We start from the raw sequence: 25,739 nt of genomic DNA, 5'->3' as shown, positions 1-25,739 counted from the left end.
ACCGTGGCAGACATGGACTCTCCCGACCCCCGGACGAATCCCCGCGTGCCGGGCCCCAGCCCGACTGACGCACAGGCCGCGGACTCCACCGAGACCGCGCCCACGAGCACCCGTCGCCGCGTTGTCGTGGCCTGGGGACTGTGGGACTGGGGCTCGGCGTCGTTCAACGCGGTCGTGACGACGTTCGTGTTCACGGTCTATCTGGTCGGCGACAGTTTCGGCCCCTCGGGTGTCGTGGAAGCACAGCTCGGTTACGCACTTGCGGCGGCGGGCCTGCTCGTCGCCGTGCTCGCCCCGGTGACCGGACAACGCTCCGATACCTCGGGGCGGCGCAAGCTGTGGCTCGCGGTCAACACCTACATCGTCGTGGCGCTGACGGCCGCCATGGTGTTCGTCGCACCCGACCCGTCGTTCCTCTGGCTGGGGCTTCTGCTGGTGGCCGCCGGCAATATCTTCTTCGAGTTCGCCGGCGTCAATTACAACGCGATGCTGTCGCAGGTCTCCACCCCGAGCTCCATCGGTCGCGTCAGCGGCTTCGGCTGGGGCATGGGGTACCTCGGCGGTATCGTCCTGCTGCTCATCGTGTACTTCGGCTTCATCCAGGGCCTCTTCGGCGTTCCCGACGAGGACGGCTGGCCCGTTCGCATCGCGATGCTCGTCTCGGCGGCGTGGTTCGGGGTCTTCGCCCTGCCGGTGTTGTTCGCCGTTCCCGAGTACCGGGGCGCCGGCGCGCGGCGGGAGCGCGTGGGTTTCTTCGCCTCCTACGGTCGGCTCGGACGGGACATCGCGCGGCTGTGGCGCGAATCGCGACAGACCGTGTGGTTCCTGCTGGCCAGCGCCGTGTTCCGGGACGGCCTGGCGGGGGTGTTCACGTTCGGCGGCGTGCTCGCCGCATCCGTCTTCGGCTTCTCCGCCGGGGAGGTCATCATCTTCGCCATCGCCGCGAACGTCGTCGCCGGGATCTCGACGATCGCGGTCGGCGTGCTCGACGACCGGCTCGGCGCCAAGCCCGTGATCGTCACGGCGCTGATCGGGCTGGTCGTGGCCGGGATGCTGGTGTTCCTCCTGCACGACGGAGGCCCCATCGTCTTCTGGACCGCCGGCCTTGCGCTGTGCCTGTTCGTCGGTCCTGCGCAGTCGGCGTCGCGCACCTTCCTCGCCCGGATCATCCCGCCCGGGCGCGAGGGTGAGGTGTTCGGCCTTTACGCCACCACCGGCCGGGCCGTGTCCTTCCTCGCGCCGACCCTCTTCGCGCTGTTCGTCTCCCTCTCCGGTGAGGCGTACTTCGGCATCCTCGGAATCGTCGTCGTCCTGGCCGCGGGGCTGCTGCTGCTGCTGCCTGTGCGCGCTCAGCAGGACGTGATCCGCTGACGCGCGGCTATCCGCCCGCGATCTCGAACACGAGGCGGGCCGGAACGGTGCCCTTCAGCACCTCGTCCATCGCCTCGGCCGCGTCATCGAGGCGCCGGGTCTGGGCGATCACGGTGGTTCGGCCGAGAGCGTGCAACCGGAAGACCTCCCGGAGGTCCTGCCGCGTGCCGACGATCGACCCGATGATCGAGATGCCGCCGAGGACCGTGTCGAAGACGGGGACCGACAGCGTCATGTCGGCGGGCAGCGAGACCAGCACCATCCGCCCGCCTCTGTTGAGGCTGCGGAAGGACTGATCGAACACCGACGTCGCGACCGCGAGGACGAGCGACACGTCGGCACCGCCGAGGGCGCGAATGGCTTCGACCGGGTCTTGCGTCGCGGCGTTCACCACGTGGTCGGCGCCCAGCTCTTTCGCCAGCCGCAGTTTCTCCTCGCTGACGTCGACGGCGATGACCTCCGCCCCGACCAGACGCGCGTACTGGATCGCGAGGTGACCGAGACCGCCGATACCGACGATCGCCACCCGCTCGGACGGGACGATCCGTGCCGCCTTGATCGCCGCATAGGTGGTGACACCGGCGCACGACAGCGGCGCCGCATCGAGCGAGGTGACCTCATCGGGAACCGGGACGGCGAAACGTGCGTCCGCGACGGCGTACTCGGCGTAAGCGCCGTCGATCGAGTAGCCGGTGTTCTGCTGTGTCTCGCAGAGGTTCTCGCGGCCGGTTTCGCAGTAGCGGCACGACCCGCACGCGCTCCCCAGCCACGCCAGCGCCACGCGCTGCCCGATCGGCGGCTCCGTCACTCCCGGCCCGTGCTTGTCCACCAGGCCGATGCCCTCATGGCCGGGGGTGAACGGCGGGGTGGGCTTGACGGGCCAGTCGCCGTGGGCGGCGTGGATGTCGGTATGGCACAGGCCGCAGGTCTCGATCCGGACGAGCACCTGCCCGGGCCCGGGCTCCGGGATGGGGATGTCCTCGACGGCGATGGGTGCGGTGAAGGATGAGACGACTCCGGCCTGCATGGCGGTTCTCCTGACATCGTCGGCACGGCGATCTGTCGAGCGCCACCCCAGTGTGCGCCGCTCCGGGCCGGGGCAGAGGAGTCTTTGGTCCCGATCCCTCGGACGCCGGCGCTCGGCCGGATTCGCTCGGTCTCGCCGCGCCGCGTCAGGACGTCAGCGGCTGGTGCGGGCGAGGTCAACCGCTTCGCGGAGGGCAGCGGCCGCCTGCGGGTCGACCACGGCGTCGGCGGCCACGACGCCGCGGGTGGCCGATCGGGCGGAGGCGTGCACAGCATCCACTCCGGCGCCGAGGAGGACGGGCACGTGAGCGGCGGTCACCCCGCCGCCCGCCATGATCTCGATGCGACCGCCCGCGTGCGCGGCCAGGCGGTGCAACCGGTGGGACGCCGTGGCCGCGACGGCCGCACCGCCGGAGGTCAGCACGCGAGCCACTCCGAGGTCGACGAGGGTGTCGAGAGCGGCGCGGCGCCGTGGCAGCGTGTCGAAGGCGCGGTGGAAGGTCACCGTCGCCGCACCCGCCGCATCCTTCAGCGCACGCACCAGCGCCACATCCACCGCCCCGTCGCGCACGCCGCCCACCACGACGCCGGCTGCCCCGCCCCGCACCGCGAGCGCCACGTCACGGCGCATGACCTCGAGCGCGTCGGCGTCGTACTCGAAGCCGCCGGCGTGCGGGCGCACGAGCACGTGCACCGGGATTCCCACCGCGACCGTGCGCTCGATCGCGGCGATCGACGGGGTCACCCCGTGCACGGCCAGTGCGGCGCACAGCTCGATCCGGTCGGCACCCGCCCGTGCGGCCACGACCGCGGACGCCGGTCCCTCGACAGCGAGCTCGAGCGACACCAGCCGCCGCGTGCCGGCCGTCGTCACTTCACGCTGCCGGCCGTCAGCCCGCCGACGAGCCGCTTCTCGATGAGCATGAACAGGATCACCACCGGCAGGATGGCCACGATCGACAGACCGAACACGTAGTGCCAGCTCGTCTCGTATTGCCCCACGAACTTCGTCAGCGCGACCGACAGCGGCTGGTTGCCGGCCGTGGAGAGGATCACGAGCGACGCGGCGAACTCGTTCCAGCAGGCGACGAACGTGAACACGATCGCCGTGACGATCCCGGGCCACACCAGGGGCAGGTTGATGCGGAAGAGCACCGTCAGCCGGCTGGCGCCGTCGATCTGCGCGGCCTCGTCGATCTCCTTCGGGATGCCGGCGAAGAACGAGTGCATGATCCACACCCCGAACGACAGGTTGAACGCGGCGTTGATGAAGATCATCGCCGCCCACGTGTCGATGAGGCCGAGGGTGGCGAACTGTCGGAACAGACCCGACGTCAGCACGGCCGGCTGCAGCATCTGCGTGACGATCACCAGGAAGAGGAACGTCATGCGGAACGGGAAGCGGAACCGCGCCGTGTAGTACGCCGCGGGCATGGCGACCAGCAGCACGAGCAGCGTCGCGACCACGGCGATCACGACGGTGGAGACGAGGTTCTGCAGCAGCGGGGTCTCGGGGGTCGACCACATCGTGATGTAGTTCTCCCAGTGCCACTCCGTGGGGAAGTAGGTGGGCTCCACCGAGCGGATCTGCGCCTTCGTCTTCACCGAGCCGAAGAACATGATCGTGTACGGGAGGATGAAGAACAGCAGCACGATCGCTCCGGCGAGCATGCGCAGCAGCACCCGGCCCATCGGCACCTGGTCGGCGGTGTACCGGCGCGTGCGGGGCGGCGTGATCGCTTCGAAAGCGGGGGCGGTGACGGCCATCGTCACACCTCCCGCATGGGCTTGACGACCCGGACATAGATCGCCACGATCGCGATCACGATCACGAAGGCCACGACCGACAGGGCGCTGGCGACATCGACCTTCTGCTGGTTCTGAATGTACTTGAAGATCATCGTCATGATCGTGTCGGCGTCGTAGCCGGGGATCGAGTCGGTCATCACTCTGAGGATCGGGAGCGAGTTGAACACGTTGATGATGTTGATCAGCACGGCCACCGACAGGGCGCCGCGCAGCTGAGGCAGCACGACCGAGAAGTAGGTGCGCGCGGGGCCGGCGCCGTCGATCTTCGCGGCCTCGATCGCGTCGCCCGGCACGGTCGCGAGGCCGGCGAGGATCGTGTAGGTGGTGAACGGCAGCGAGACGAAGATGGCCACGGCGATCGACCACAGGAACGCCGTCCCCGGGTTGCGCGTCCATCCGTAGCCCTCGGGCGTGGAGACCAGCCCCACGTCGACGAGGAAGGTGTTGATGATGCCGAAGTACGGTTCGAGCCCGTAGTAGACGACCATCGTCGTCATCACGACCGACGCCGCCCACGGGATGATGACGACGAGCCGCACGATCCGGCGGCCGGGGAACGCCTTGTCGAGCACCTGTGCGATGACCAGCGACAGCAGCACGGTGATGGTCACCACGGCCACGACCCATACGAGGGTGCGCCCGAGGATCGGCCAGAAGTGGGGGAAAGAGAAGACCTCGACGTAGTTGTCCAGGCCGGCGGAACCCCTGTCCACGCCCGACACCGAGATGTCCCGCGTGGAGTTGAAGAACATCACCCCCGCCGGAAAGAGCACGACGCCGAAGATCAGGATGAGCGCGGGTCCGATCCACGGCAGCGCTGCGAGCACCTCGCGCCACCCCGGGGCGCGACTGCTTCTGATCGGACGGTCGGGGGCGTGGCGGGGACGGCGTGCGACCGTCCCCGCCGGGCTCGACGACCTCTGCATCGTGGTACTCATCCCTCGGATCACCGTGCCTTGTCGTCGCCGCCGCCACGTGCCGGGATCAGCCCGCGGCGTCGACCTGCGCCTGGATCTCGGCCAGCACGTCCTGGGCGGGCATGGTCTGGATCTGTCCGAACAGCGCCTTGAACGCCGCATCCGCCGCCGACCACTGCGGGTTGGTGGTCGGAGAGAACTGCGCGTCGGGGAGCACCTCGAGGAACGGCGCGAGCGCCTCCTCGCCGGCGAGCTCCTCGGCACCGGTCTCGGTCACGGGAAGGAAGCCCTCCGCCTGCACCCACGGGACGTAGACATCAGCGGTGTAGAAGTAGTCGAAGAAGGCGGTGATGGCCTCCTGCTTGTCACCGTCGTTCTCGAACGCCATGAGCTGATCCATGACTCCGAGGGTGAATGGCGAGCCGTCGGCGGTCGGGATGGGGACGATCGAGTAGTTCAGATCGGGATTCTCCTCCTCGATCTGGCCCACTGTCGGGGGCAGACCGACCTGCATGCCGATGCGGCCCTGGATGAAGATGTCCATCAGCGGCGAGCGCTGGGTCGAGCCCGGGTCGGCCTGCGTGGCGCCGGCGTCGATCATGGCCTTGATCTGCTCGGCTCCCGGCAGGTTCGCCGCGTCGTCGACCGTGATCTCCGTCGCATTGCCGAACGAGCCGCCGCCGCCCCACAGCCACACGGCCGCTTCCGCCTGCGCCTCTTCCGAACCCAGCGGCATGCCGTAGCCGGCGATTCCGTTGCCGAGGCCCGACACCCGGGTGGCTGCATCCAGGAGTTCGTCCCAGTTCGTGGGGGCCGCCTCGACGCCCGCCTGCTGAAGCAGGTCGTCGTTCACGAACAACGCGCGGGCGGACGCGATGAGCGGCAGCGCGTACGCGGTGCCGTCGATTTCCGCGTTGGCGACGAACGCGTCCTGGAAGTCGTCGTAGGTCTCCGGCGAGACGACGTCTTCGGCCGCGTAGAGCAGTTCATCGGCCGCGAAGCCGGCGAAGGGGCCTCCGTTGTAGATGTCGGGTGCCTCACCACCCTGGATCTTGGTCGTGATGACCGACTCGAGGTTGTCCCACGACTGCACCTCCAGGTTGACAGAGATGTCGGGATTCTCCTCCTCGAACCCCGTGATCACGTCCTCCCAGAGCGCCTGGGTGTTGTCGGAGTAGCTCGGCACGAGCAGATCGAGCGTGGTGCCGCTCGCGTCGCCGCCGCCGGTCGATCCGCCGAAGCCGCACGAGGCGAGCGTCAAGGTGGCCGCGGCCGTAACGGCCACCGCACCGAGTCGGGTGTAGGTCTTCATTGCGCATCCTTCACTGTCGAGTGGTGCGCCGCTGCCCGCGTGTCACGCAACGGCCGGTGTCTGGTAACTGATCGTGTGTACGACTAACAGGCCCTGCAACACCCAGCGTCGGTCACAACACCTCGCGCACCACTGAGTGGGATAGCTTCTTCGGCCCCTCCGTCGAAGAGGGGGTCAGCGAAATTTGTTTAACGGTAGTACATACTCCGGGGGCCGACAAGAGAAGTGGTGAGGTCATCGTCGCGGAGTGATCCGCGACCGCTCAGATGATGCCGAGGACGCCGCTGAGGACCAGGATGACCGCTCCGCGGATCATGACGTCGTCGCCGAGGTCGGAGCCCCGCAGGGTCAGCGCGGCAGACAGTTCCGGAGGGATGCGGCCCGACAGCGACGCATGGGTCGCCGCCAGCAGATCATCCGCGTACGAGGTCGGTAGCCCGCTCACCACGACCGTGGTCAGGGCGAGACCCCCGACGAGGGGGGCCAGCACGCCGCCGAGCTGGTGACCGGCGTTCTCGAGGACCTCTGCGCGCCGGTCGGGCGAACCGTCGCCCCCGCGCAGCAGCGCCGCGAGCCGCGGTACCGACAGCGTCGCCTCCAGGCACCCGAAGCGGCCGCACACGCAGCGGGGGCCGCCCGGGGCCGTGGTGACGTGGGCGATCTCACCCGCCGAGAAATCGTGACCGTGGAGCAGCTGGCCGTTCGCGATGATGGCGGCACCCACGCCGGATCCGACCCTCACGAACATCAGGTCATCGCGCCCCTGCGTCACCTCGCGTTCGGCCAGCGCCGCCGCATTGGCGTCGTTGGCCACGCACACCGGCAGCCCGGTGTGCTCCGACAGCCGCGCGCGCAGGGACAGGCCCGACCACCCCCGGTTGAGGGAGGTGAGCACAACGCCATCGAGGTCGACGATGCCGGGGACGCATACCCCGATGCCGAGGACAGGCACCTCGGCGCGGGCGAGCAGCAGGTCGATCAGCTCACGCGCCATGACGAAGGCGTCCTCACCGCGCGCCCCGCCCAACGTCACGGAAGCGCGATCGTGGATCGCCCCACCGAGGTCGATCAGCGCGGCCGTGAACTCATGATCGGGCGACAGGTCCACGGCGAGCACGACCCACGACGTCCGCGCCACGTCGAGGTCGACGGCGGGTCGCCCCGGCCCGTCCACCGGGCGCTGCCGCGTCTCGACGACGAGACCGGCCTCGAGCATCTCGGCGATGAGGCTCGACACGGTGGCCTTGGTGACTCCGGCGGCACGGGCCAGGTCTGCTCGCGAGCGATCGCCGCGTCGGTAGAGCAGCTTCAGCAGGCGCGCGTGATTGCTCCCGGGGATGCTCCGCTGCATCTCCAGGGGCGTCGAACCGGCGGTGCCGGCACTGGTTGTCATCGAGCCATCCTCGCCCGCTGCGACGGCGGACGCCGCGTCAGCGCCCGGCCGAACCGGCGTCCGTCACGCCGACGTCGGTGCGATGGAAGTTCAGGAACGACCGGGATGCGGTGGGGCCGCGCTGACCCTGGTACCGGTTGCCGTACGGACCGGAGCCGTAGGGGTTCCCGGCGGGCGACGACAGCCGGAAGAAGCAGAGCTGCCCGATCTTCATCCCCGGCCACAGCTTGATGGGCAGGGTGGCGACGTTGGACAGCTCAAGGGTGACGTGACCCGTGAAGCCAGGGTCGATGAAGCCCGCGGTGGAGTGGGTGAGCAGGCCGAGCCGGCCGAGGGATGATTTCCCCTCCAGGCGCGCAGCCACGTCGTCCGGCAGGCTCACCTGCTCGTACGTGGACCCCAGCGCGAACTCGCCGGGGTGCAGGATGAAGGGCTCGTGCGGGGCGACCTCGATGAGGCGCGTGAGTTCGGGCTGATCCTCGGCGGGATCGATGAACGGGTACTTGTGGTTGTCGAACAACCGGAAGTAGCGGTCCAGGCGCACGTCCACGCTCGACGGCTGCACCATCGTGGCGTCGGAGGGGGCGAGCCCGATGCGTCCGGATTCGAGTTCACGGATGATGTCGCGGTCGGAGAGCAGCACGCGCCCAGCCTAGAGCCGCCGCCGGCCGCGCGTTGCCCGCCGGGACCCCGCACGCGGCCGCGAGACTGCACGCCGCCGGCGAGACCCTGGCCTTATGTCGCGGTCTCGTCGGCAGGATGCTGCCTCGCGGTGTAAGGGTCGGGAGTGCGCTGTTATGCTGGCGAGGCGCCGAAAGGCCGCGGGGCTGTAGTTCAATGGCAGAACTTCTGCTTCCCAAGCAGATAGCGCGGGTTCGATTCCCGTCAGCCCCTCCATTGCCCGTTCTCCCGCTGGATGTGCCATCACGGCGCGAGCGGAGACGCGATCGACGGCCTCAGCGAGAACGCACGAGCCGGAAGGCCAAGAAGAGGATGGCGCCGGCGAGGACCACGGCGCCGGCGGGCGTCATGACCGCAACCCCGAACGAGGCCTCACCCGCGGTGGCGCCCACGTGGACGAAGAACCCGCCGGCGAGGAGTCCCACGCCGACGAAGTAGATCACGTAGCTGACGATCTGCGTACGGGTCGTGGCGCCGGTGCGCGCCATCGTCATCACGTACAGCATCCCGATCACGGTCAGCACTCCCGCGTGGCCGTGGCCCGCACGGAAGAACTGCTCGGCGTGGTCGCTCATGCCGGCGCTGATGAGCCGCAGCAGGGAGTACCCGCCGAACATCACGCCGAGAAGCGCGATCCAGTTGATGGCGAGGAGGACGTCGGTCACAGTGCGCTGGCGGGGGCGAGTTTCGGTCGCGGTCGTCACGGGTTTTCCTTCTTTACGGCGGTTCTCGGGCGGTCACGTCGTCGCTAAGTGAACAGTGATCACTTGCGAATGCGTCACGCTAGCACCAAAATGTGATCAGTGTCTACATCGCGCGGGTACCATCACGGCGACACTCGCGAGAGCCTGCTCGCGGCCGCGGAGCGGGCGTGCGACGCGAGCGACATGCGATCGCTGAGCCTTCGCGAACTCGCCCGCGATATCGGCGTGAGCCCTGCCGCACCGTACAAGCACTTCGCGACGAAGGACGCGCTGCTGCGAGAACTCGCCGAGCGATGGATGGCGCAGTTCGTCGACTCGCAAGTGGCCGCCCTCGATGACCCGGAGCGCACCGTCAGCGCGGCGGAAGCAGCCGGTCGCGCCTACGTGGGGTGGGCGGTCGCGCACCCCCGGCGGTTCGCGTGGATCTACGATCCCGACGTCGTCGGCGACCGGAGCCCGGAGTTCGCCCTCCAGATGGCGCGACACCGCGACGTGCTGAGACGAGTCGCCGCGGAAAGGGGCGCGGCAGCCGACGCGAACGCAGCGCCTGGGCTGGCCACGCGGATGTGGGCCACGGTGCATGGCCTCGCGGTGCTCTCGAACCTCGGCCTGGTGCCGGAGGCGGAGGCCGTCGACGCGATCCGGGTGAACCTGCGCCGGCAGCCCCCGTCGAGCGACTGACCTCAGCAACCCGGCCGACCTGAAGCGGAGCATCAGCGGTGCCGCGAGCTCGGTCGGGGCCGCCCCGAGTTCGCCGGTCGCCGGCGGAGTCCGTGGGCGGGTGGCCGGGCGTCATTGGCGGTGCGCGGCCACGGTGAATACCCTGAACGGATGGCCCGCCCCTACAAGTCCGCACAGCGGGAGCGGGCGGCCGCTGTCACGAGGCTCGTGGTGCTCGACGCCGCCGAGGCGCTCTTCACCTCGCGCGGCTTCGCGCGCACCACCGTCGCTGACATCGCGCGCGACGCAGACGTGGCTGTGACGACCGTCTACGGCAGCGTCGGGAGCAAGGCCGAGATCGCGATCGCGCTCATCGAGCGCGGCACGAGCAACCCCCGCATCGCGGAGACCGTCGCGGCGGTCCGCGGCACGACGGCGGCCGACGAGGCGATCCGCACCCTCTCCGCCGGCGTGTGCACGACGATGCAGGAGCTCCTCCCGCTCATCGCGGTGATGTACAGCGCGGCGCCGACCGAGCCCGCCGTTGCGGACGCCGTCGCAGTGACCGAGCGGCAGTACCGCGACAACCTCGCGCCGGTCGCGGAACATCTCCTCGCCAACGGTTGGCTGCGACCCGACGTGGGTCGAGAGGACGTCCTGGACATTCTGTGGTTCTACTTCGGGGTGACGGCCCTCCGCACCCTCGCCGACCTCGGCTGGCCGTGGGACCGCACGCAGGCGTGGCTGGCCCGCCAGGCCATCAGCGCACTCGTCACACCCTGACGGCGCCCTCTGAGACACCGCCGCTCCCCCGACCCGCCCGAGGTCCGGTGAGCTCGGCAACCACGTCCGAGGCCGACGGCATGGCCCGGATGTCGGCGGCGATCCGTTCGGCGGCGGCTCGGAACGACGCCTCATCGGCCACCGTGGTGAGCGCCGCGCCCGCGGCGGAGGGATCGTTCACCACGAGGGCCGCTCCGGACGACGCCGACCGTTCCGCATTGACGAACTGATCTGCCCCCTGCGGCAGGACGACCATCGGGATGCCTCTGCTCAGGGTCGCGAGCACGGTGCCGGCTCCACCGGAGTTCACGACCACGTCGACGCCGACGAGCAGTTCGGCGAGGGGGACGAAGGAGACATAGCGGACCCCGTCGACGAGGTCGGGGCGCGATGCGTCCGGGAGCAGCCCCGTCGTCGCCACGATCTCGAAGCGGGACCGGTCGATCGAGCCGACGATCGCATCGAGCGTGTGCGATCCCGCGAACACGGTGCCGAGGGTCACGAGCACCACGCGCTTGCCGTCCTTCGACCCGTCGGTCGGCACGTACCCGCTCTGGGCGGCGCGGCGATGCGGTTCGACGCGAAATGGGAGCCGATCGACGGGAGGAGTCCAGCCCTCCGGCTGCAGCGACAGCGGTGCCGGGTCGAGGTAATGCTCTGGCGCGGTCGGCGTGAGGCCTCGGTCGGCGTAGCGCGACGCAACGACCGCGCGCATCGGCGCCGCGAATTCGTCGGGCACGGCCGGCCCGAAGGCGAGCACGTTCCATGGCACCGCCAGCTCAGCAGCCACGAGCGGGCCGACGAAGTCCGTCGCCTCCGCGATGATCAGGTCTGGTCGCCACGCACGGGCCACTTCGATGGCCCGGTCGACGGTCAGGTCCACGCGCGCCCCCGCGAAGAACTCGGCGACGCTCTCCGGGCGGGGGTCTGCCGCGGGATCCTGCCCCCCGAGCCGGCGGGCCACCTCGGCGAAGATAGCGTCGGGCATCGGACCGGCACCGAGCACGGGCGCCTCGGGAAGGTCGAGCGCCATCGCCTCCGTCATGCCTGCGCTCGTGAGCAGGCGCAGTTCGTGGCCGGCTGCGTGGGCTGCCCGGGCGATCGCTGCGAGGGGAAGGAGATGACCGAAGGCGGGGACGCCGCTCAGGAGAATGCGCATACATTCATGCTAATGCGAATAGTGCGATTGGGCTCCGGCCGTCGACCTCGGCGGGATGCGCACCCCGCACTCCCGGGTGGGCCCCGCCCGCCGAAAGCTCCGCGCCCCTGGAGCGGCAGTGAGGCCCACCCGGCATCGACGGCGTCCCTAACCGCCGCCGACGCGGAGGATCAGGAGTCGATTGCTTCGAGGATCCGCTCGTCACCCTTGCTCAGGGCCTTCACCACGGCACTGAAGTCACCCTTGTCCACGGCCTTCGAGACCTTCTTCGCCGCTCGATCGAACGCGCGATCGACGCGGTCGAGGTACCGGTCGTCGATGACGGCAACGACAGCGGATGATCCCGCCGGCAGCCACTCCTCGACGTCGACGCCGATCGACTTCTCCTCGTGACGCTTGACGATCTCGCCCACGCCGGCACCGACACCGGCACCGATCACGCTCGACAGCAGAAGCGGCGGGGCGAAGAGTCCGACGACGACACCGACGGCGAGGCCTGCGGCGGTCCCGTACGCGAGTTGCCTGCCGCCGTGTTCCTTGACCGTGACCTCTCCGCCGGAATCCCGGGTGAGCACCGCCGCGGCAACGACCTTCACGTCCTCCACGGACTTGAGTACATCGAAATCGGTCTGCGCGGAATCCTGGTCGTCGTACGTGGCGATGAGTAATGAGTAGTTTCGGTCAGCCATCGTGTTCCTTTCGTTGCTCTCACTCTCCGCGTCACCGAGCGGAGCAGCTAGAGCAGGAGGTCCCGCTTCCCCGCGAGGGGGAGGCGGTCACACCGCAGCGGATCAGGCGCGTTCCCGCGTCGCGCCGTAAACCGCGGCCTGGGTGCGACGTTCGAACCCGAGCTTCGAGAGGAGCCCGGAGACGTAGTTCTTGACGGTCTTCTCGGCGAGGAACAGCGACTCGCCGATCTGCTTGTTGGTCATGCCATCGGAGATCAGCGCCAGCACCTGGTGCTCGCGCAGCGTCAGGCTCGGTCCGGTGGCGAGGAGTCCGAGCCGTCCACCCGCGGGAGCAACGGAGGCCCGCCGTGCGGGCGGCGGGAGGAGGTCCTCCCCACGGGAGACCCTGCCGACCGAATCGAGGAACGTCTCTCCGGGCACCCGCTTGAGGATGTAGCCCGAGGCGCCGGCAGCCATCCCGGCGGCGACCGTTTCGGCCCGCTCGTCGGACGTGAAGATGAGACACCGGGTGTCCGGGCGCGCACGGCGGATGGCCCCGCACAGGTCAGTCCCGCTGCCGTCTCGGAGACGTGCTTCCATGATCACGACGTCGGGATGGGCGGGAGCCACCAGGCGCGCGGCCTCGGCGGCGGAGGTCGACTGTCCCACCACCACGAAACCCGCGCGCGATGCGATCAGTCTCGTGATCCCGAGCAGGAAGATCTCGTTGTCGTCCACGACGAACACCCGCACCCCGCGACCCTCGGAGTCACCACGGACGGCGCGGCTTGCGGCGGCATCCTCCGGAGTGGTCGATGGCACCCGCTCGTCACGCGCGCGCATCGGCCACAACACCGGCTCCGCCCAGTGCTGGCGCATCACGACGACCCCGCCGCGGATTTCTCCGCGGCCACCGCCGCAGCGATGAGTGCGGTCATGTCGATCGGCTGGGTCGCCGGAAGGTAGAGATCGGCGGGGCCGACGGTGCGAAGCCGGGGCTCTGAGGCGGGGTATCCCGAAAACTCGTTCATGTCATTCTCATCTCCTCGGCGCGGTATGCGCCGATGTCACCGTGCCCACGACCGCGCATGGCCGGGCGACGATGCCCGCGCTCACATGGACGAGGCGCCGGGGAGCGGCACTGACCGCCCCCCGGCGCTCGCTCAGACGGAACGGGGTCTCGGCTCCCCTCGCGGGGGCGGATGCGTTCCGATTCGGGGCCATGGTCGTCTCTCACAGGGGGAAGTGGATGCCTCGGACCGAGGCTGCGCTGCCGCGCACGACTACGTTCGCTCAGCAGCCGCGGTGCGGTAAGAGCCATTGGTCCCACCGGCGTGACACAGGTGACATAAACGAGGGAAACCGTGATGAGAAGGGCCGGCATCGCGCATGGGCCGCCCGCGGACGAGCAACGCGGCGGGGCCGCCGCACACAGCGACGCGCGGTGCCGGAGAGGCCTGAGAAGGCTCCCGGCACCGCGCGTCGCGGCGTGCTTCTTTCAGGCGCCGCGGACGGGGGCCTCCGAGGCGGGAGCGACGACACGGCGGCGCAGAGCGTCGTCCTCGCTCGTGATGTCGCGCCCGGCTGTCTCGGGCAGCCACTTCCACAGGAACGGCAGCGCCAGCACCGCCAGCAGCACCATGTACCAGGCCGGCGAGACCGGGTCGCCGGTGGTGCCCGCGAGCCACGTCCCGATGTACGCGGCAGGACCGGCGATGAACGCCAGCGCGATGTTGAATCCGATGGCGCTCGCGCTGGACCGGTTGGAGGCTGGGAACAGCTCCACGAGCATGACGACGGTCGTCACGCTCACGAGCGACTGGGTGAGCGTCAGGAGGATCATCCCGGCGACCACGGCCACGCCCTGCCCGCTGGACATCATCCAGAACACCGGGATCGGCAGCACGATGTAGCCGATGGTTCCGATGAGGTTGAGCCGGCGACGGCCGAATCGGTCGCTGAGCGCACCGGCGAGCGGGCACAGGATCATGTAGACCGTGAGCCCGATGGCGCTGAATGCCAGCGCCGGGCCGCGCTCGAGGCCGACGGTGGTGGTGAGGTAGTTCACGACGTACGTCGCGAGGTAATAGAAGCCGGTGCCCTGCACCGCCGCGATGGCGAGCGTGAGCAGGATCGGGCGCAGGTTCTCACGGAGGCTGCGCACGAGAGGCGACTTCTGCACCTCGCCGCGCGACTCGACGTTCTGGTAGACGGGGGTCTCCCCCAGGCGCAGTCGGATGTACAGCCCGACGAGCGTGAGGGGCGCGGCCAGGAGGAACGGCACACGCCAGCCCCAGGAGAGCAGGTCGGTCTCGGAGAGCACGTTGTTCAGGAACAGCGCGAACAGGCTGCCGACGATCGTGGCCAGGGCCGCAGTGGCGGAGATGACACTCCCGAACTTGCCGCGGTGCGGGGTCGGGGTCGACTCGATGAGGTACGCCGCCGATCCGGTCCACTCCCCACCGGCCGAGAGACCCTGGACGCACCGGCACAGCACCAGCAGGAGGGGCGCGAGCACGCCGACGGCGCTGTAGACGGGGAGAAGCCCGATGACCGTGGTGGCGATGCCCATCGCGACGATCGAGATCACCAGCGCCGTCCGGCGCCCGTACCGATCTCCGATCGGCCCCAGGATGAAGCCCCCGAGGGGTCGCATGAAGAACCCCACGGCGAAGACGGCGAGCGACGACAGGATCGCGACGAAGGGATCGGTGTCGGCCGGGAAGAAGAGCTGGCCGATGATCACGGCGAAGAAGCCGTAGACGGCGAAATCGAACCACTCCATGAAGTTGCCGACGGCAACGGCTACGGCCACGCGAGCCTTACTGGGTGGGGACGAGAGAGCGGACACCGGTACCTCCTTGTACGAGCGGAACATCGAAACCACGGCGCCAGCAATCCTGGCTTACCGTCAGACAATCGGTCAAACCGAGCCCATGGGTCACCGGGACCGACGCTGGTCAGCCGAGTGGCTCGGTGAGCGGGTCGTCGTCCGGCCCTGAGCCGGTGGCACCGCGTCCGGCCCGGCTTGCGGCGCGTACGGCGCCGATACTCGCGACGATCACCAGGGCGATCCCCGCGAACTCCAGGAGCGAGAGATGCTGGCCGAGCAGCAGGAATCCGGCGAGGGATGCGGTGGCCGGTCCCAGGCTCATCAGGATGGCGAAGGCGGCCGCCGGCAGTCGGCGGAGGGCCATGAGTTCCAGGGCGTACGGGATGGCCGAGGAGAGCACCGCCACCGCGGCCGCGACGGCCAGGAGGTCCCACCGCAGGAGCGCGAGCCCGGCGTCGGCGATGCCGAGGGGAAGCGACAGGACCGCGGCGACGAGCATCGCCAGAGCAAGTCCGTCCAGCCGGGGGAACTCCCTACCGACCCGAGCGGACGCGAGGATGTAGCAGGCCCATGCCGCCGCCGCGCCGAGCGCGAACAGGACACCGAGAAGGTCGAGGCGGTCCCATCCGCCGCCGCCCAGAGCGACGACCCCCACGAGGGCGAGCCCCGCCCAGATGAGCGCAGACGCCCGGTGACTGGCGATGATCGACAGCGTCAGCGGCCCGAGCACCTCGATGGTGACGGTCACGCCGAGCGGCAATCGCTCGAGCGCGAGGTAGAACAGTCCGTTCATGCACAGCAGCACGAGGCCGAAGAGCACCACCGACGTCCACCCACGACGCGAGCGTCCGCGGAGCCGCGGCCGCGCGATCGCCAGGAGGAGGAGCGCGGAGAAGACCAGGCGGAGCATGACCATGCCGAGCGGGCCGAGCTCGGGGAACAGCATCACCGCCAGGGATGCGCCCACCTCCTGGCACGCCAGGCCGACGATGACGAACAGCACCGCGGTGCTGGGCCCGAGGCGGCCGGCCCCGGCGACCGAGGTCACTGCGCAGGCGCCTGGCAGATCGCGTTCGCGAGGATCGCGTCGTGCTGCTGCTGCGCGGTCCAGGGCAGCCCTGCCTCGGGGATGCTCTCCCCCTCCGCGCCCGGCGCATGTGAGGCGATCGCGGCCAGCTCCCACGCGAGCCACGCGCCGATGGCGGAATTGGCGCCGGAGTTGTTCAGGACCACCGCGATGGTCAGCCCCGAACGCGGATCGGCGAACGCGGCGGTGATGTACCCCGGAATCGACCCGTACTGGCCCACGAGATCGCCCGCCTGATAGGCGCCGCCGGCGGCTGTGAACCACGTCGGCTGGTCGGGGGCGACCGGCAGGCGGTTCTCGAAGCGATCGGACGCGTCGGGGGTCAGCGCGCCGGTTGCCAGGGCCTGCGCGTAGCGGCCCAGGTCGGTGATGTCGGTCACCGCTCCGGAGTCGGCCCCGCCGACGCTCGACGACATCGTGGTGACGTCGCGCGGCTCCGCGCAGTTCCATGCTCCCGCTGCATCCGCGGTCGACCAGTGCCCTCGCAGAACCGGCCCGTCGGACGGGGGTGCCGCGGCGGCGGTGGGCAGCTCGGTCGCGTCGAGACCGAGCGGTGCGGCGACCCGGTCGGCCAGCAGCGAGCGCATGCTCTGTCCCGTCGCCCGCTCGAGGGCTGCGCCCAGCAGGAGGTAGCCGGAGTCGGAGTCGCGGTAGGCGGTGCCCGGCTCGAGCCGGCCCTGACCGAGGCCATAGCCGGCGAGCTCCCGCGGATCCCACTGCCGCTCGATGTTCGAGAAGATGAGCGACTGCAGCTGAGGCGAGTGCGAGCCGATGCCGGCGGTGCCGTCGCAGAGCTGGCGGAGGGTGACATTGTCGAGATCCGGGAACCCGTTGACGTACTCGATGACGCTGTCGGTCAACTCGACAGTGCCCTCAGCAGCGACCTGGAAGAGGACGTCGCAGGTCATGGCGCGAGTGACGTCGGCGGCGCGGAAGCCCATGTCGGCATTGACGGTGTCGTCGCCGCCCGGGGTCTGCGTGCCGAGGCCCGCGACCCAGCTGCCGCTCCAGGGTGCCCAGACACCCACGATCGCGCCGGATGACCCGGTGGCACCCATCGCGCTGGTCACCGCCGCCTCCAGCTGCTGCGCCGTCTCGTCAGGAAGCGCGGCCTCCGACTGGGGCGGCAGCTCGATCTCGACCGGGTCGGGGGCGGAGCATCCGGTGAGCACGGCCACGAGGGCGGCGATGCCGGCAGCCGCCGCGGCGACGCTGCGAGCGCGATGTGACCGCATCCTCACCCCCGGGAGAAACTGGAACCGGCGCCTGAAGACGCGCACCATGAATTCAAACACACCCATCCGTGGGGCCCCCCGGGATTCCGCCCCTGGCCGGTCACGTCTACATCACGACTGTCCCTAATCTGGTCGCATGCCCCACACCTTCCCCGACGATGCCCTCGCGGGCGTGCTCGGCCACATGAACACCGATCATCCCGCCGACAACCTCCTCATCGCCCGCGCGTTCGGGGGGACGCACATCGCCGAGGCCGAGATGACGGGGTTCGACGGCGACGGCGGCGAGTGGTCGGTGGTGACGGCCGACGGCACCGCGTCGGCTCTGCGCGTGCCCTGGCCCGGCGGACCCATCACCGAGCGCCGCGCGGTGCGGCGGGAGGTCGTCGCCCTCTACGACGAGGCGTGCCGGCGGCTGGGTGTCGAGCCCCGCCCGCACGACTGACGGCCGGCACCGGCCTCAGCAAACTCGTAGTTAGGCTCGCCTAACTCTCCCCTATGATGACGCGTATGAGCGACGGTCTTCCGTTTTCGAGCGCGCTGCGCGAACGCTCGAGCGCCGCGCACTCCTCGAGCGAGCACTCCGGGTTCATGTCCGACCTGATGACGGGGGAAGGCACCCGCGAGGACTACATCGCCCTCGTCGCCCAGCACTGGTTCATCTACGCCGCGCTCGAAGCGGCCGCCGACCGCATGCGCGCCGACCCCGTCGCCGCCGCGTTCATCTCCGAGAGGCTCACCCGGCTGCCCGCCCTCGAGGCCGACCTGGAGTTCCTCCTCGGCGCGGACTGGCGGGAGAGGATCCAGCCGCTGCCCACCACCCGGCGCTATGTGGACCGCATCCGCACCGTCGGCACGGCGTGGGCCGGCGGATTCGTGGCTCATCACTACACGCGCTACCTCGGCGACCTCTCCGGCGGCCAGTTCATCGGACGTCTCATGCAGCGCCGCTTCGGCTTCGAGACGAACGGGATCGGCTTCTACGTCTTCGCCGACATCGCCGACCCGAAGGCGTTCAAGGACCTGTACCGGGAGCAGCTGGATGCCGCGCCGTGGGATGCGGCGGAGCAGGGACGCGTCATCGACGAGGTGCTCGTGGCCTATCGCTTCAACACCGAGCTCTTCCACGACCTCGCCCGCGCCAAGGCCGCCGCACCCTGACCCCTGCGCCTGCGCCCCTGCGCCCTGCGCGCCTGCGCCCTGCGCGCCTGCGCCCTGCGCGCCTGCGCCCTGCACCCTGCCGCCCTGCGCCCCGCGCCCTGCGAGAAACAACGTTCCGGACGAGAAACGACGCGGCGCGTTGATTCTCGTCCCGCTTGTCGTTTCTCGGCGCGGGACGAGGGGACGGAGGGGACGGAAGGGAGGGACGGGACGGGACGGGCTAGGCGCGGGCGCGCAGGGCCGTGCTCATGAAGCGCTGCACGTCGGGGTCGACGCGGATGTCGCTGGGGCGGAGAGGGCGGGAGAGGTAGAGGCCGTCCAGGGAGGTCAGGCGGCTGAGGGCGACGTAGGTCTGCCCGGGGGCGAACGCACCCGAACCCAGGTCGATCACGGCGCGGTCGTAGGTCTTGCCCTGGGATTTGTGGATGGTGACGGCCCACGCCAGTCGCAGCGGGAACTGCGTGAACTCCGCGACGACGTCGCGGGAGAGGGTGCGCTTGCCGGGGTCGTAGGAGTACCGGAACCTCTCCCACACGGCCGGCTCCACATCGTGCTCGGTGCCGTCGACCTCGACGCGCACCGTGCCGCCGGCGATGCGCGTGACGGTTCCGATCGTGCCGTTGACCCAGCGCGGCGGCTCGCCATACGAGGAGACGTCGTTGCGCAGGAACATCACCTGCGCACCGACCTTGAGCTTCAGCTCCTGCTCGGCCGGATAGTTGGCCTCGCCCCGGCCGAAGTCGCCGCTGATCTCGGCGTTGGCCGTCTGCATCCGCCCGACCAGCTCGTCCAGGTGACGCCGGTTGATGGTGTTCACGATGTCGTTGCGCGTGGCGAGAGTGATGATGGGATGCTCGCCGTCAGCGGGATTCGGCGGGGTCCGCGCCCCCGCACCGTTGAGCACGCCCGCCATGTCGGCCGTCACGCGGCCGTAACGCACCGCGTTCAGCAACGCCTTGAACGCCGGATCTGATTGACGGTGGATCTCGACGAGCTCCCGCACGTGCAGGTCGGCCCCATGCCGGCCCAGCTCGAGGATGCCGTCGCTCGCGCTGTCGCCGGCCCACACCTTCGCGTCGAAAAACCAGAACGAGCGGTAGTGGTCGCGGATGTAGCGCATCTCGTCACCGCGGGGCGGGACGGGGGCGAGCTGGTACGGATCGCCGAACATCACGAGCTGCACTCCCCCGAAGGGCTCCGCGCGGCGGCCCCGGGCCTGCCGCAGCGAACGGTCGATGCCGTCCATCAGATCGGCGTTGACCATGGAGATCTCGTCGATCACGAGCGTGTCGATCGCGTTCAGGAGCTTGCGCGTCGCATCGGACTGCTCGATCTCCCCCGTTGCGATGAGCCCGATCGGCAACCGGAACAGGGAGTGGATCGTCTGACCCTCGACGTTCAGCGCCGCCACACCGGTGGGAGCGCAGACCGCGATCTGCTTGCTCGTGTTCCAGGCCAGGTGCTGCAGCAGGGTGGACTTGCCCGTCCCGGCGCGCCCGGTGACGAACACGTGCTCACGCGTGTCTTCGATGAGCCGGAATAGCGCCTCCTGCTCGGCCGAGAGCCCCGGGGATGCGGAGGGGGGCGGCGTGCTCACCGCATCATGCTAGTTCGGCATCGACCGCGTGTGACGCTCACGCGCGTCACGCCGCAGCGGCCGTCCGGCGCCGGCGTGCGGTTCGGGCGCGGTCGTCGGGGGTGCTGACGGTCAGCTCCGACACGTGGATGCGGAAGCGCGGACACGTGCCGACATCGCGCGCGCGACAGTGCAGGGCGTGGTCGGCCATCTCGCGGGCTCGCTCGATTTCCGCGGCGCGCCGCTCCAGGTCGGCCAGATGCTCGCGCAGGATGCGGTTGCGATCGGCCGGCGCGGTCTCGAACAGGGTCGAGATCTGTTCGAGACTCATCCCCGACGCCTTGCTGCACAGGATGACCGCGATGCGGACGTGGTCGCTGTCGGAGTACCGCCGCCTTCCGGCGGGATCGCGTTCGGGATGCAGAAGCCCCACCTCCTCCCAGTGCCGGAGGACATGGGTGTCCAGACCGAACCGTGCCGCGATATCGCCGATCGCCTCGCCACTTGACTTCATCCCAACATGAAGTCACAGGATCGTCGAGTTCGCAACAACTACGAGGAGTGGCATGTACGACACAGTGATTCTGGGTGGCGGCCCCGCCGGCCTCCAGGCGGCTTTGACGCTCGGGCGGGTGCACCGCACCGTGGTGCTGTTCGATTCCGGCGTCTACCGCAACGACCCCACCGCGCACGCCCACAACGTGCTCACGCTCGACGGGGAGTCTCCGGCGGAGATGCGCCGGCGCGGCCGCGCGGAACTCGGCGCCTACGACACCGTGGAGGTGCGCGATGAGGCGGTCGAATCCCTCGCACGCGCCGAGGGCGGGTTCTCGACGACCACGGCCGGGGGCGCGGTGATCCGCGCGCGGACGGTCATCCTGGCCACCGGCCTCATCGACGCCCTGCCCGACATCCCGGGGCTGGCAGAGCACTGGGGAGAACTCGTCGCGCACTGCCCGTTCTGTCACGGACACGAGTTCGCCGGGCGTCCCGTCGCCGTAGTGGACGAGAACCCGCATGCCGCCATCCAGGCTGCCAAGCTCCGCCCGATCGCGTCGGAGGTGCACGTCATCGCGCCGGCGGAGCTCGAGCGGGTGACGCCAGCCGCCGACGGGCTACAGCTGCACCTGGCGGACCGGTCGACACTCGAGGTGGGCGGGGTCTTCGTCCTGCCCCGCTCCTCCCAGGGGGCACCGTTCGCCGAGCAGCTCGGGCTCACCCGGAACCCGCTCGGCCTGGTCGCCGTCGACGGCGTCGGACAGTCCAGCGCCGACGGCGTGTACGCCGTCGGCGACATGGCGCAGAGCGAGGCCTGGCCCGCGCCGCTGTCGTCGATCGTGCTGGCGCTCTCCACCGGCCAGCTGGCGGCGTTCGCCATCGTGCAGCGCTTCGCGATGGCCGATATGGGTCGCGACCGACCGTGACCGCGTCCACCGCTTTCGGAGGACCGGTTTCCTAGACTGAGACCGTGGAGACGGCCTCGATATCGGACGCTCCGCGGCCGACGACGGTCGCGACGCCCCCTGGCGCGCCCGCCGGTCGGGCACGCCGCCGGCTGGCCGGTGAGCTCACCGCTCTCGCCGTGGTCGGCGTTCTGCTGTTCAGCGCCCTCGGCGCCGGCGGGGCGGCCCTGTACCGCGAGGTGTACAGCCCCACCGCCTTCGTGCTGCGCTACCTCGACCTGCTGTCGGAGGGGCGCGCCGCCGACGCCCGAGAGGTGCCCGGCGTCGCGCTGGACGGTCAGCAGCTGGAAGCGGCCGGACTCACCCCCGCCGCATCCGATGTGCTGCTGCGCCGCGACGCCCTGGCCGCGCTCACCGATGTGGAGGTCGTGGGCGAGAAGCACGACGGCGATCGCACGCAGATCACCGTCTCCTACCAAGCGGGTGGGGTTCCGGGGAGAACCACCTTCTCCGTGGCACAGGACGGCTGGACGGGCATTGCGCCGGCCTGGCGCTTCGATACCAGCCCGCTCGCGGTCATGAGCCTCACCGTGCGGGGGTCGATGCGCTTCGACGTGAACGGCTTCGAGATCGACAAGCGTCAGGTCTCCCCGGATGGCGCGGAGGTCGACCCGCTCGTGGCCCTGCCGCTGCTCATCTTCTCGCCGGGACTGTACTCGGTGTCCGTCACCACCGCGATCTCGGCGACCCCCGGGGTCGCGGTGCTCGCCGACGCGCCGCAGACGGGCATCCCCCTAGACATCCAGGCGGACGCGACCGAGGAATTCGTCTCCGTCGTGCAGCAACGGATGGACGAGTTCCTCTCCGCCTGCGCGGCGCAGGCGGTGCTGCAGCCGACCGGGTGCCCCTTCGGCTTCCAGGTGCGCAACCGCATCGTCGACGCTCCGACCTGGTCGATCCTGCAGCAGCCCGAGGTGAGCGTCGAGCCCGATGGCGCGGGATGGCGGATCGTGGCGACCGAGGCGGTCGCGCACATCGATGTCGACATCCGCTCGCTCTTCGACGGCTCGGTGCGCACGGTGCAGGAGGACGTGCCGTTCGTCGTCTCCGGCTCGATCACCGTGCTCCCCGACGGCACGGCATCCATCCAGGTCGAGGGCCACAACGCCCCGTAGCCGCCCGCCCCCGTGCGGCATGTCTCACTTTCGGCAACGTGCCGGATGCCTCACTTTCTCCCCGGGCAGGAATGTCACCCTTTCTGCCAGGTCCGGCATGTCTCACTTCCTGCAGCAGTGCGGGATGCTTCACTTTCTGCCGGTCCGGCATGTCTCACTTTCGGCAACAGTGAGGCGCTGAAGTTGCCGAACGTGAGACATGCAGCGCGGAATGTGAGACACGGAGGATGAGCGACGGCGCGGGTCAGCGCAGGGCGCGGGTCGGGCGGGACGGCGGGGGTCAGCGCGCGGCGCGGTCGGCATGTCTCACTTTCTGCCCGGTCCGGGATGCCTCACTTTCTGCCCGGTCCGGCATGTCTCACTTCCTGCAACAGTGAGGCGCTGAAGTTGCCGAACGTGAGACATGCAGCGCGGAATGTGAGACACGGAGGATGAGGGACGGCGCGGGTCAGCGCAGGGCGCGGGTCCGGCGGGACGGCGGGGGTCAGCGCGCGGCGCGGTCGGCATGTCTCACTTTCTGCCCAGTCCGGGATGCCTCACTTTCTGCCCGGTCCGGCATGTCTCACTTCCTGCAACGGTGAGGCGCTGAAGTTGCCGAACGTGAGACATGCAGCGCGGAATGTGAGACACGGAGGATGAGGGACGGCGCGGGTCAGCGCGGAATGTGAGACACGGAGGATGAGGGACGGGGCAGGTCAGCGCGCGGCGCGGGCGTCCCGCTCGGCGAGAGCCGCGAGCTGGGCGTTGTACTCCTCCAGCTCGGCATCCCCCGTGCGGTCGGCGTGCCGGTCGCGGCGGCGCTGGGCGCGGTCATCCGAGCGGCTCCACTGGATCGCCACGGTGATCGCCAGGATGAGGGTCGGCAGTTCGCCGATCGACCACGCCACGCCACCGCCGATGTACTGATCCTCGAGAGGGTCAGGCCCCCACGTGCGCCCCATCGAGCCGAACCAGTCGGCCACCATGAGACCCGACTGCATCATGATTGCGATGCCGAAGAAGGCGTGCATCGCCATGACCCCGATGAGCAGCGACAGCCGGAGGGCGTAGGGCAACCGGTACGGCACCGGGTCGATGCCGATGAGGGACAGCACGAAGAGGTATCCCGTGAGCAGGAAGTGGGCGACCATCCACTCGTGCCCGAGGTGGTCGTACAGCGACCAGCGGAAGAGGTCGGTGTAGTAGAACAGCCAGAGCGATCCGATGAAGAGCCCCGCGGCGATGTACGGATTGGTCAGCACCCGCGCGACGGGGCTGTGCACCGCCCAGAGGATCCACTCGCGACCGCCCCGGCTTCCGTCGTCCCGGCGGCGGATGGCGCGGGCGGCGAGCGTCACGGGCGCCCCGGGCACCAGGAGAAGCGGGATTGCCATGGTGAGCAGCATGTGCCCCACCATGTGGATGCTGAACAGGTAGTCCTGGTACGCGTTGATCGGGCCGCACGTGACCCACAGCAGCAGCAGCATCCCGGCCACCCAGAACACCGTGCGGTAGATCGGCCACGCGTCGCCGCGGCGGTGCAGACGCCACGCCCCGGCCAGGTAGAAGAACAGCCCGAACGCCACGACGAACAGCCACAGGAGGTCGACGTCCCACGTCGTCAGCCAGCGCTCGAAGCTCAGCTCGGGCGGAAGCGGAGCGCCGGTGAGGATCTCGGCGGGGCTGTCGAGGGTCGGAGCGTTCACCGACGCCGGGGGCGGTGTGCGGGCGAGGGCGGCTGCGACACCGCTGGCGACCCCCATGAACGCCAGCTCGAGGAGCACGAGCCCCCAGAACCGGCGGGAGGCGATTTCTTCGCCGGCCCGGGCGATGAGGCGGCGGCGGTACCAGGCACCGAGCGCGCCCATCGCCAGAAGAGCGATGACCTTCACCAGGACGAGCACCCCGTACGGCGAGGCGAGGGCGTCCCATCCGCCGATCCCGACGGACGCGCGCACCGTTCCCGACACCGCTACCACCACGAACGCGACCAGAGCGATGCTCGAGTACCGCAGCAGCACGGTGGCCAGCGTCGCCCGGTCCAGGACCGGACGGATGAGCACCAGCAGGATCAATCCGCCCAGCCACACCGCGGCGGCGAGGATGTGCAGGACCAGCGCCACCACGGCCGAGTCGTGGTTGGCCTCCTCGCCGGAATGCCCCTGGGTGCCCATCGGCACCAGGGCGACGAGGGCGAGGACGGCCACGAAGAAGGTCGCGGTCCAGGACCGGACGGCGAAGGTGAGCACCGTGAGCACGGCGCCCGCGACGGTGGTGAGCAGCCAGGTGCGCCCGAGTTCCACCTCGACGAGGAACCGGCCCAGCTGCTGGCCGAACAGCGCGTCCGCGCTCGGGGTCGCGTTCATGGTGTTCACGAACGTGAAGAAGCCCGTCACCGCCGAGGCCACCGTGAACAACGCTGCGCTGGCGGATGCGGCGTCGAGGGCGGCATCGAACGCGCGGTCACCCGCGCGCAGCGCGTAGAGGGCGACAACGAGCGAACCCACCATCACCGCGGCGGTGAGGTTCACCGCCAGGGTGGCGACCGGGAGACCCCAGCGGACCACGGGGCCGGGGTCGCCGAGGACGAGCGGCGCCGCACCCCCGCCGAAGGCGAGACCCCACACGAGGAACGCGAGCGCCGCGGCGACGAGGACCGCCGGGCCCACCAGTCGCAGCACCCGAGCCGTGTCTCCCCGGCTCGGCACTCCGCGCACTCCGCGCGCGGCTTCAGCGGCGGGTGGAGTGGGCGTGGGTGGGCCCACGCGCCCGGAGGCTCCGCGCGACGCGTCAGCGGCGGGTGGAGT

At 69.9% G+C, this 25,739-nt stretch carries 25 protein-coding genes and 1 tRNA gene; 8 read left to right on the top strand and 18 right to left on the bottom strand.

Annotated features, from left to right (window positions below; genetic code table 11):
* The first annotated feature begins 12 nt into the window (after positions 1 to 12).
* A complete protein-coding gene (locus AC2DFQ_RS12555) occupies positions 13 to 1,371 on the top strand; it encodes an MFS transporter (RefSeq protein WP_484534347.1) in 1,359 nt (452 codons plus the stop codon).
* A gap of 7 nt (positions 1,372 to 1,378) precedes the next feature.
* Here the strand turns inward: AC2DFQ_RS12555 and AC2DFQ_RS12550 are convergent, their stop codons facing one another.
* The 7 genes from AC2DFQ_RS12550 to dcd all read right to left on the bottom strand — a co-directional run bounded on the left by AC2DFQ_RS12550 (position 1,379) and on the right by dcd (position 8,471).
* Complete coding sequence (locus tag AC2DFQ_RS12550; RefSeq protein WP_484507690.1) at positions 1,379 to 2,398, bottom strand: zinc-dependent alcohol dehydrogenase; 1,020 nt, start codon at positions 2,396 to 2,398, stop codon at positions 1,379 to 1,381.
* Between the two features lie 153 nt (positions 2,399 to 2,551).
* Positions 2,552 to 3,271 carry a copper homeostasis protein CutC gene (locus tag AC2DFQ_RS12545; RefSeq protein WP_484534124.1) on the bottom strand — a complete coding sequence of 240 codons (720 nt, stop codon included), beginning with the start codon at positions 3,269 to 3,271 and terminating at the stop codon, positions 2,552 to 2,554.
* Entirely contained in the window at positions 3,268 to 4,164 is an 897-nt protein-coding gene (locus tag AC2DFQ_RS12540; RefSeq protein WP_484534123.1) for a carbohydrate ABC transporter permease, read from the bottom strand. Before AC2DFQ_RS12540 ends, AC2DFQ_RS12545 begins: the two co-directional genes overlap by 4 nt.
* Before the next feature lie 2 nt (positions 4,165 to 4,166).
* Positions 4,167 to 5,144 (bottom strand): carbohydrate ABC transporter permease, encoded by a 978-nt coding sequence (locus AC2DFQ_RS12535; protein WP_484507687.1) that lies wholly within the window; start codon positions 5,142 to 5,144, stop codon positions 4,167 to 4,169.
* A 46-nt stretch (positions 5,145 to 5,190) separates the two neighbouring features.
* Positions 5,191 to 6,435, bottom strand: coding sequence for an extracellular solute-binding protein (locus AC2DFQ_RS12530; protein ID WP_484507686.1), 1,245 nt, complete (start codon positions 6,433 to 6,435; stop codon positions 5,191 to 5,193).
* A 262-nt stretch (positions 6,436 to 6,697) separates the two neighbouring features.
* Entirely contained in the window at positions 6,698 to 7,828 is a 1,131-nt protein-coding gene (locus tag AC2DFQ_RS12525; protein WP_484534122.1) for an ROK family transcriptional regulator, read from the bottom strand.
* A gap of 37 nt (positions 7,829 to 7,865) precedes the next feature.
* On the bottom strand, positions 7,866 to 8,471 hold the full coding sequence (gene dcd / locus AC2DFQ_RS12520) for a dCTP deaminase (RefSeq protein WP_484507684.1): 606 nt from the start codon (positions 8,469 to 8,471) through the stop codon (positions 7,866 to 7,868).
* Between the two features lie 180 nt (positions 8,472 to 8,651).
* Here dcd and AC2DFQ_RS12515 point away from each other — a divergent pair.
* Positions 8,652 to 8,725 (top strand) — tRNA-Gly (locus AC2DFQ_RS12515).
* 59 nt (positions 8,726 to 8,784) lie between these two features.
* Here the strand turns inward: AC2DFQ_RS12515 and AC2DFQ_RS12510 are convergent.
* Positions 8,785 to 9,213 carry a hypothetical protein gene (locus tag AC2DFQ_RS12510; protein WP_484507683.1) on the bottom strand — a complete coding sequence of 143 codons (429 nt, stop codon included), beginning with the start codon at positions 9,211 to 9,213 and terminating at the stop codon, positions 8,785 to 8,787.
* A gap of 99 nt (positions 9,214 to 9,312) precedes the next feature.
* Between AC2DFQ_RS12510 and AC2DFQ_RS12505 the strand changes: the two genes are divergently transcribed.
* Together AC2DFQ_RS12505 and AC2DFQ_RS12500 are read left to right on the top strand one after the other, a co-directional pair.
* Entirely contained in the window at positions 9,313 to 9,894 is a 582-nt protein-coding gene (locus AC2DFQ_RS12505; protein WP_484534121.1) for a TetR/AcrR family transcriptional regulator, read from the top strand.
* A gap of 150 nt (positions 9,895 to 10,044) precedes the next feature.
* Positions 10,045 to 10,656, top strand: a complete 612-nt coding sequence (locus tag AC2DFQ_RS12500) for a TetR/AcrR family transcriptional regulator (protein ID WP_484534120.1) — start codon at positions 10,045 to 10,047, stop codon at positions 10,654 to 10,656.
* Here the strand turns inward: AC2DFQ_RS12500 and AC2DFQ_RS12495 are convergent.
* The 7 genes from AC2DFQ_RS12495 to AC2DFQ_RS12465 all read right to left on the bottom strand — a co-directional run bounded on the left by AC2DFQ_RS12495 (position 10,646) and on the right by AC2DFQ_RS12465 (position 17,638).
* Positions 10,646 to 11,815: a glycosyltransferase gene (locus AC2DFQ_RS12495; RefSeq protein WP_484534119.1), complete on the bottom strand. Its 1,170-nt coding sequence runs from the start codon at positions 11,813 to 11,815 to the stop codon at positions 10,646 to 10,648. The two genes, AC2DFQ_RS12500 and AC2DFQ_RS12495, sit on opposite strands and share 11 nt — an antisense overlap.
* A gap of 170 nt (positions 11,816 to 11,985) precedes the next feature.
* Positions 11,986 to 12,504 carry a DUF1269 domain-containing protein gene (locus AC2DFQ_RS12490; protein ID WP_484507679.1) on the bottom strand — a complete coding sequence of 173 codons (519 nt, stop codon included), beginning with the start codon at positions 12,502 to 12,504 and terminating at the stop codon, positions 11,986 to 11,988.
* A 102-nt stretch (positions 12,505 to 12,606) separates the two neighbouring features.
* Positions 12,607 to 13,362, bottom strand: a complete 756-nt coding sequence (locus tag AC2DFQ_RS12485; protein WP_484534118.1) for a response regulator transcription factor — start codon at positions 13,360 to 13,362, stop codon at positions 12,607 to 12,609.
* The gene (locus tag AC2DFQ_RS12480) at positions 13,362 to 13,514 is read right to left on the bottom strand and encodes a hypothetical protein (protein ID WP_484507677.1); all 153 of its coding nucleotides are present in this window, start codon (positions 13,512 to 13,514) and stop codon (positions 13,362 to 13,364) included. Before AC2DFQ_RS12480 ends, AC2DFQ_RS12485 begins: the two co-directional genes overlap by 1 nt.
* Positions 13,515 to 13,981: 467 nt before the next feature.
* Entirely contained in the window at positions 13,982 to 15,298 is a 1,317-nt protein-coding gene (locus AC2DFQ_RS12475) for an MFS transporter (protein WP_484534117.1), read from the bottom strand.
* Between the two features lie 145 nt (positions 15,299 to 15,443).
* A complete protein-coding gene (locus tag AC2DFQ_RS12470; protein ID WP_484534116.1) occupies positions 15,444 to 16,364 on the bottom strand; it encodes an EamA family transporter in 921 nt (306 codons plus the stop codon).
* Positions 16,361 to 17,638, bottom strand: coding sequence for a serine hydrolase domain-containing protein (locus tag AC2DFQ_RS12465; protein ID WP_484534115.1), 1,278 nt, complete (start codon positions 17,636 to 17,638; stop codon positions 16,361 to 16,363). The genes AC2DFQ_RS12470 and AC2DFQ_RS12465 overlap by 4 nt, the downstream gene beginning before the upstream one ends.
* A 136-nt stretch (positions 17,639 to 17,774) precedes the next feature.
* Between AC2DFQ_RS12465 and AC2DFQ_RS12460 the strand changes: the two genes are divergently transcribed.
* Both AC2DFQ_RS12460 and AC2DFQ_RS12455 read left to right on the top strand, forming a co-directional pair.
* Entirely contained in the window at positions 17,775 to 18,083 is a 309-nt protein-coding gene (locus AC2DFQ_RS12460; protein WP_484534114.1) for a DUF2470 domain-containing protein, read from the top strand.
* Positions 18,084 to 18,148: 65 nt separating this feature from the next.
* Positions 18,149 to 18,799: a biliverdin-producing heme oxygenase gene (locus tag AC2DFQ_RS12455; protein ID WP_484534113.1), complete on the top strand. Its 651-nt coding sequence runs from the start codon at positions 18,149 to 18,151 to the stop codon at positions 18,797 to 18,799.
* 220 nt (positions 18,800 to 19,019) lie between these two features.
* On the opposite strand, the gene AC2DFQ_RS12450 is transcribed toward AC2DFQ_RS12455, so the two are convergent.
* Both AC2DFQ_RS12450 and AC2DFQ_RS12445 read right to left on the bottom strand, forming a co-directional pair.
* Entirely contained in the window at positions 19,020 to 20,396 is a 1,377-nt protein-coding gene (locus AC2DFQ_RS12450; RefSeq protein ID WP_484534112.1) for an ATP-dependent DNA helicase, read from the bottom strand.
* 46 nt (positions 20,397 to 20,442) lie between these two features.
* Complete coding sequence (locus AC2DFQ_RS12445) at positions 20,443 to 20,889, bottom strand: MerR family transcriptional regulator (RefSeq protein WP_484534111.1); 447 nt, start codon at positions 20,887 to 20,889, stop codon at positions 20,443 to 20,445.
* Positions 20,890 to 20,941: 52 nt separating this feature from the next.
* On the opposite strand from AC2DFQ_RS12445, the gene AC2DFQ_RS12440 reads away from it, so the two are divergent.
* Together AC2DFQ_RS12440 and AC2DFQ_RS12435 are read left to right on the top strand one after the other, a co-directional pair.
* On the top strand, positions 20,942 to 21,799 hold the full coding sequence (locus AC2DFQ_RS12440; protein ID WP_484534110.1) for an NAD(P)/FAD-dependent oxidoreductase: 858 nt from the start codon (positions 20,942 to 20,944) through the stop codon (positions 21,797 to 21,799).
* A gap of 44 nt (positions 21,800 to 21,843) precedes the next feature.
* Positions 21,844 to 22,953: a hypothetical protein gene (locus AC2DFQ_RS12435; protein WP_484534109.1), complete on the top strand. Its 1,110-nt coding sequence runs from the start codon at positions 21,844 to 21,846 to the stop codon at positions 22,951 to 22,953.
* 695 nt (positions 22,954 to 23,648) lie between these two features.
* On the opposite strand, the gene AC2DFQ_RS12430 is transcribed toward AC2DFQ_RS12435, so the two are convergent.
* Positions 23,649 to 25,640 (bottom strand): bifunctional copper resistance protein CopD/cytochrome c oxidase assembly protein, encoded by a 1,992-nt coding sequence (locus AC2DFQ_RS12430; protein ID WP_484534346.1) that lies wholly within the window; start codon positions 25,638 to 25,640, stop codon positions 23,649 to 23,651.
* Positions 25,641 to 25,739: the final 99 nt, after the last annotated feature.

The sequence above is a fragment of the Microbacterium sp. Z11_20 genome, from assembly GCF_057197605.1.
The sequence above is the reverse complement of the archived record's forward strand: the minus strand, read 5'-3'. Positions and strand labels throughout refer to the sequence as shown.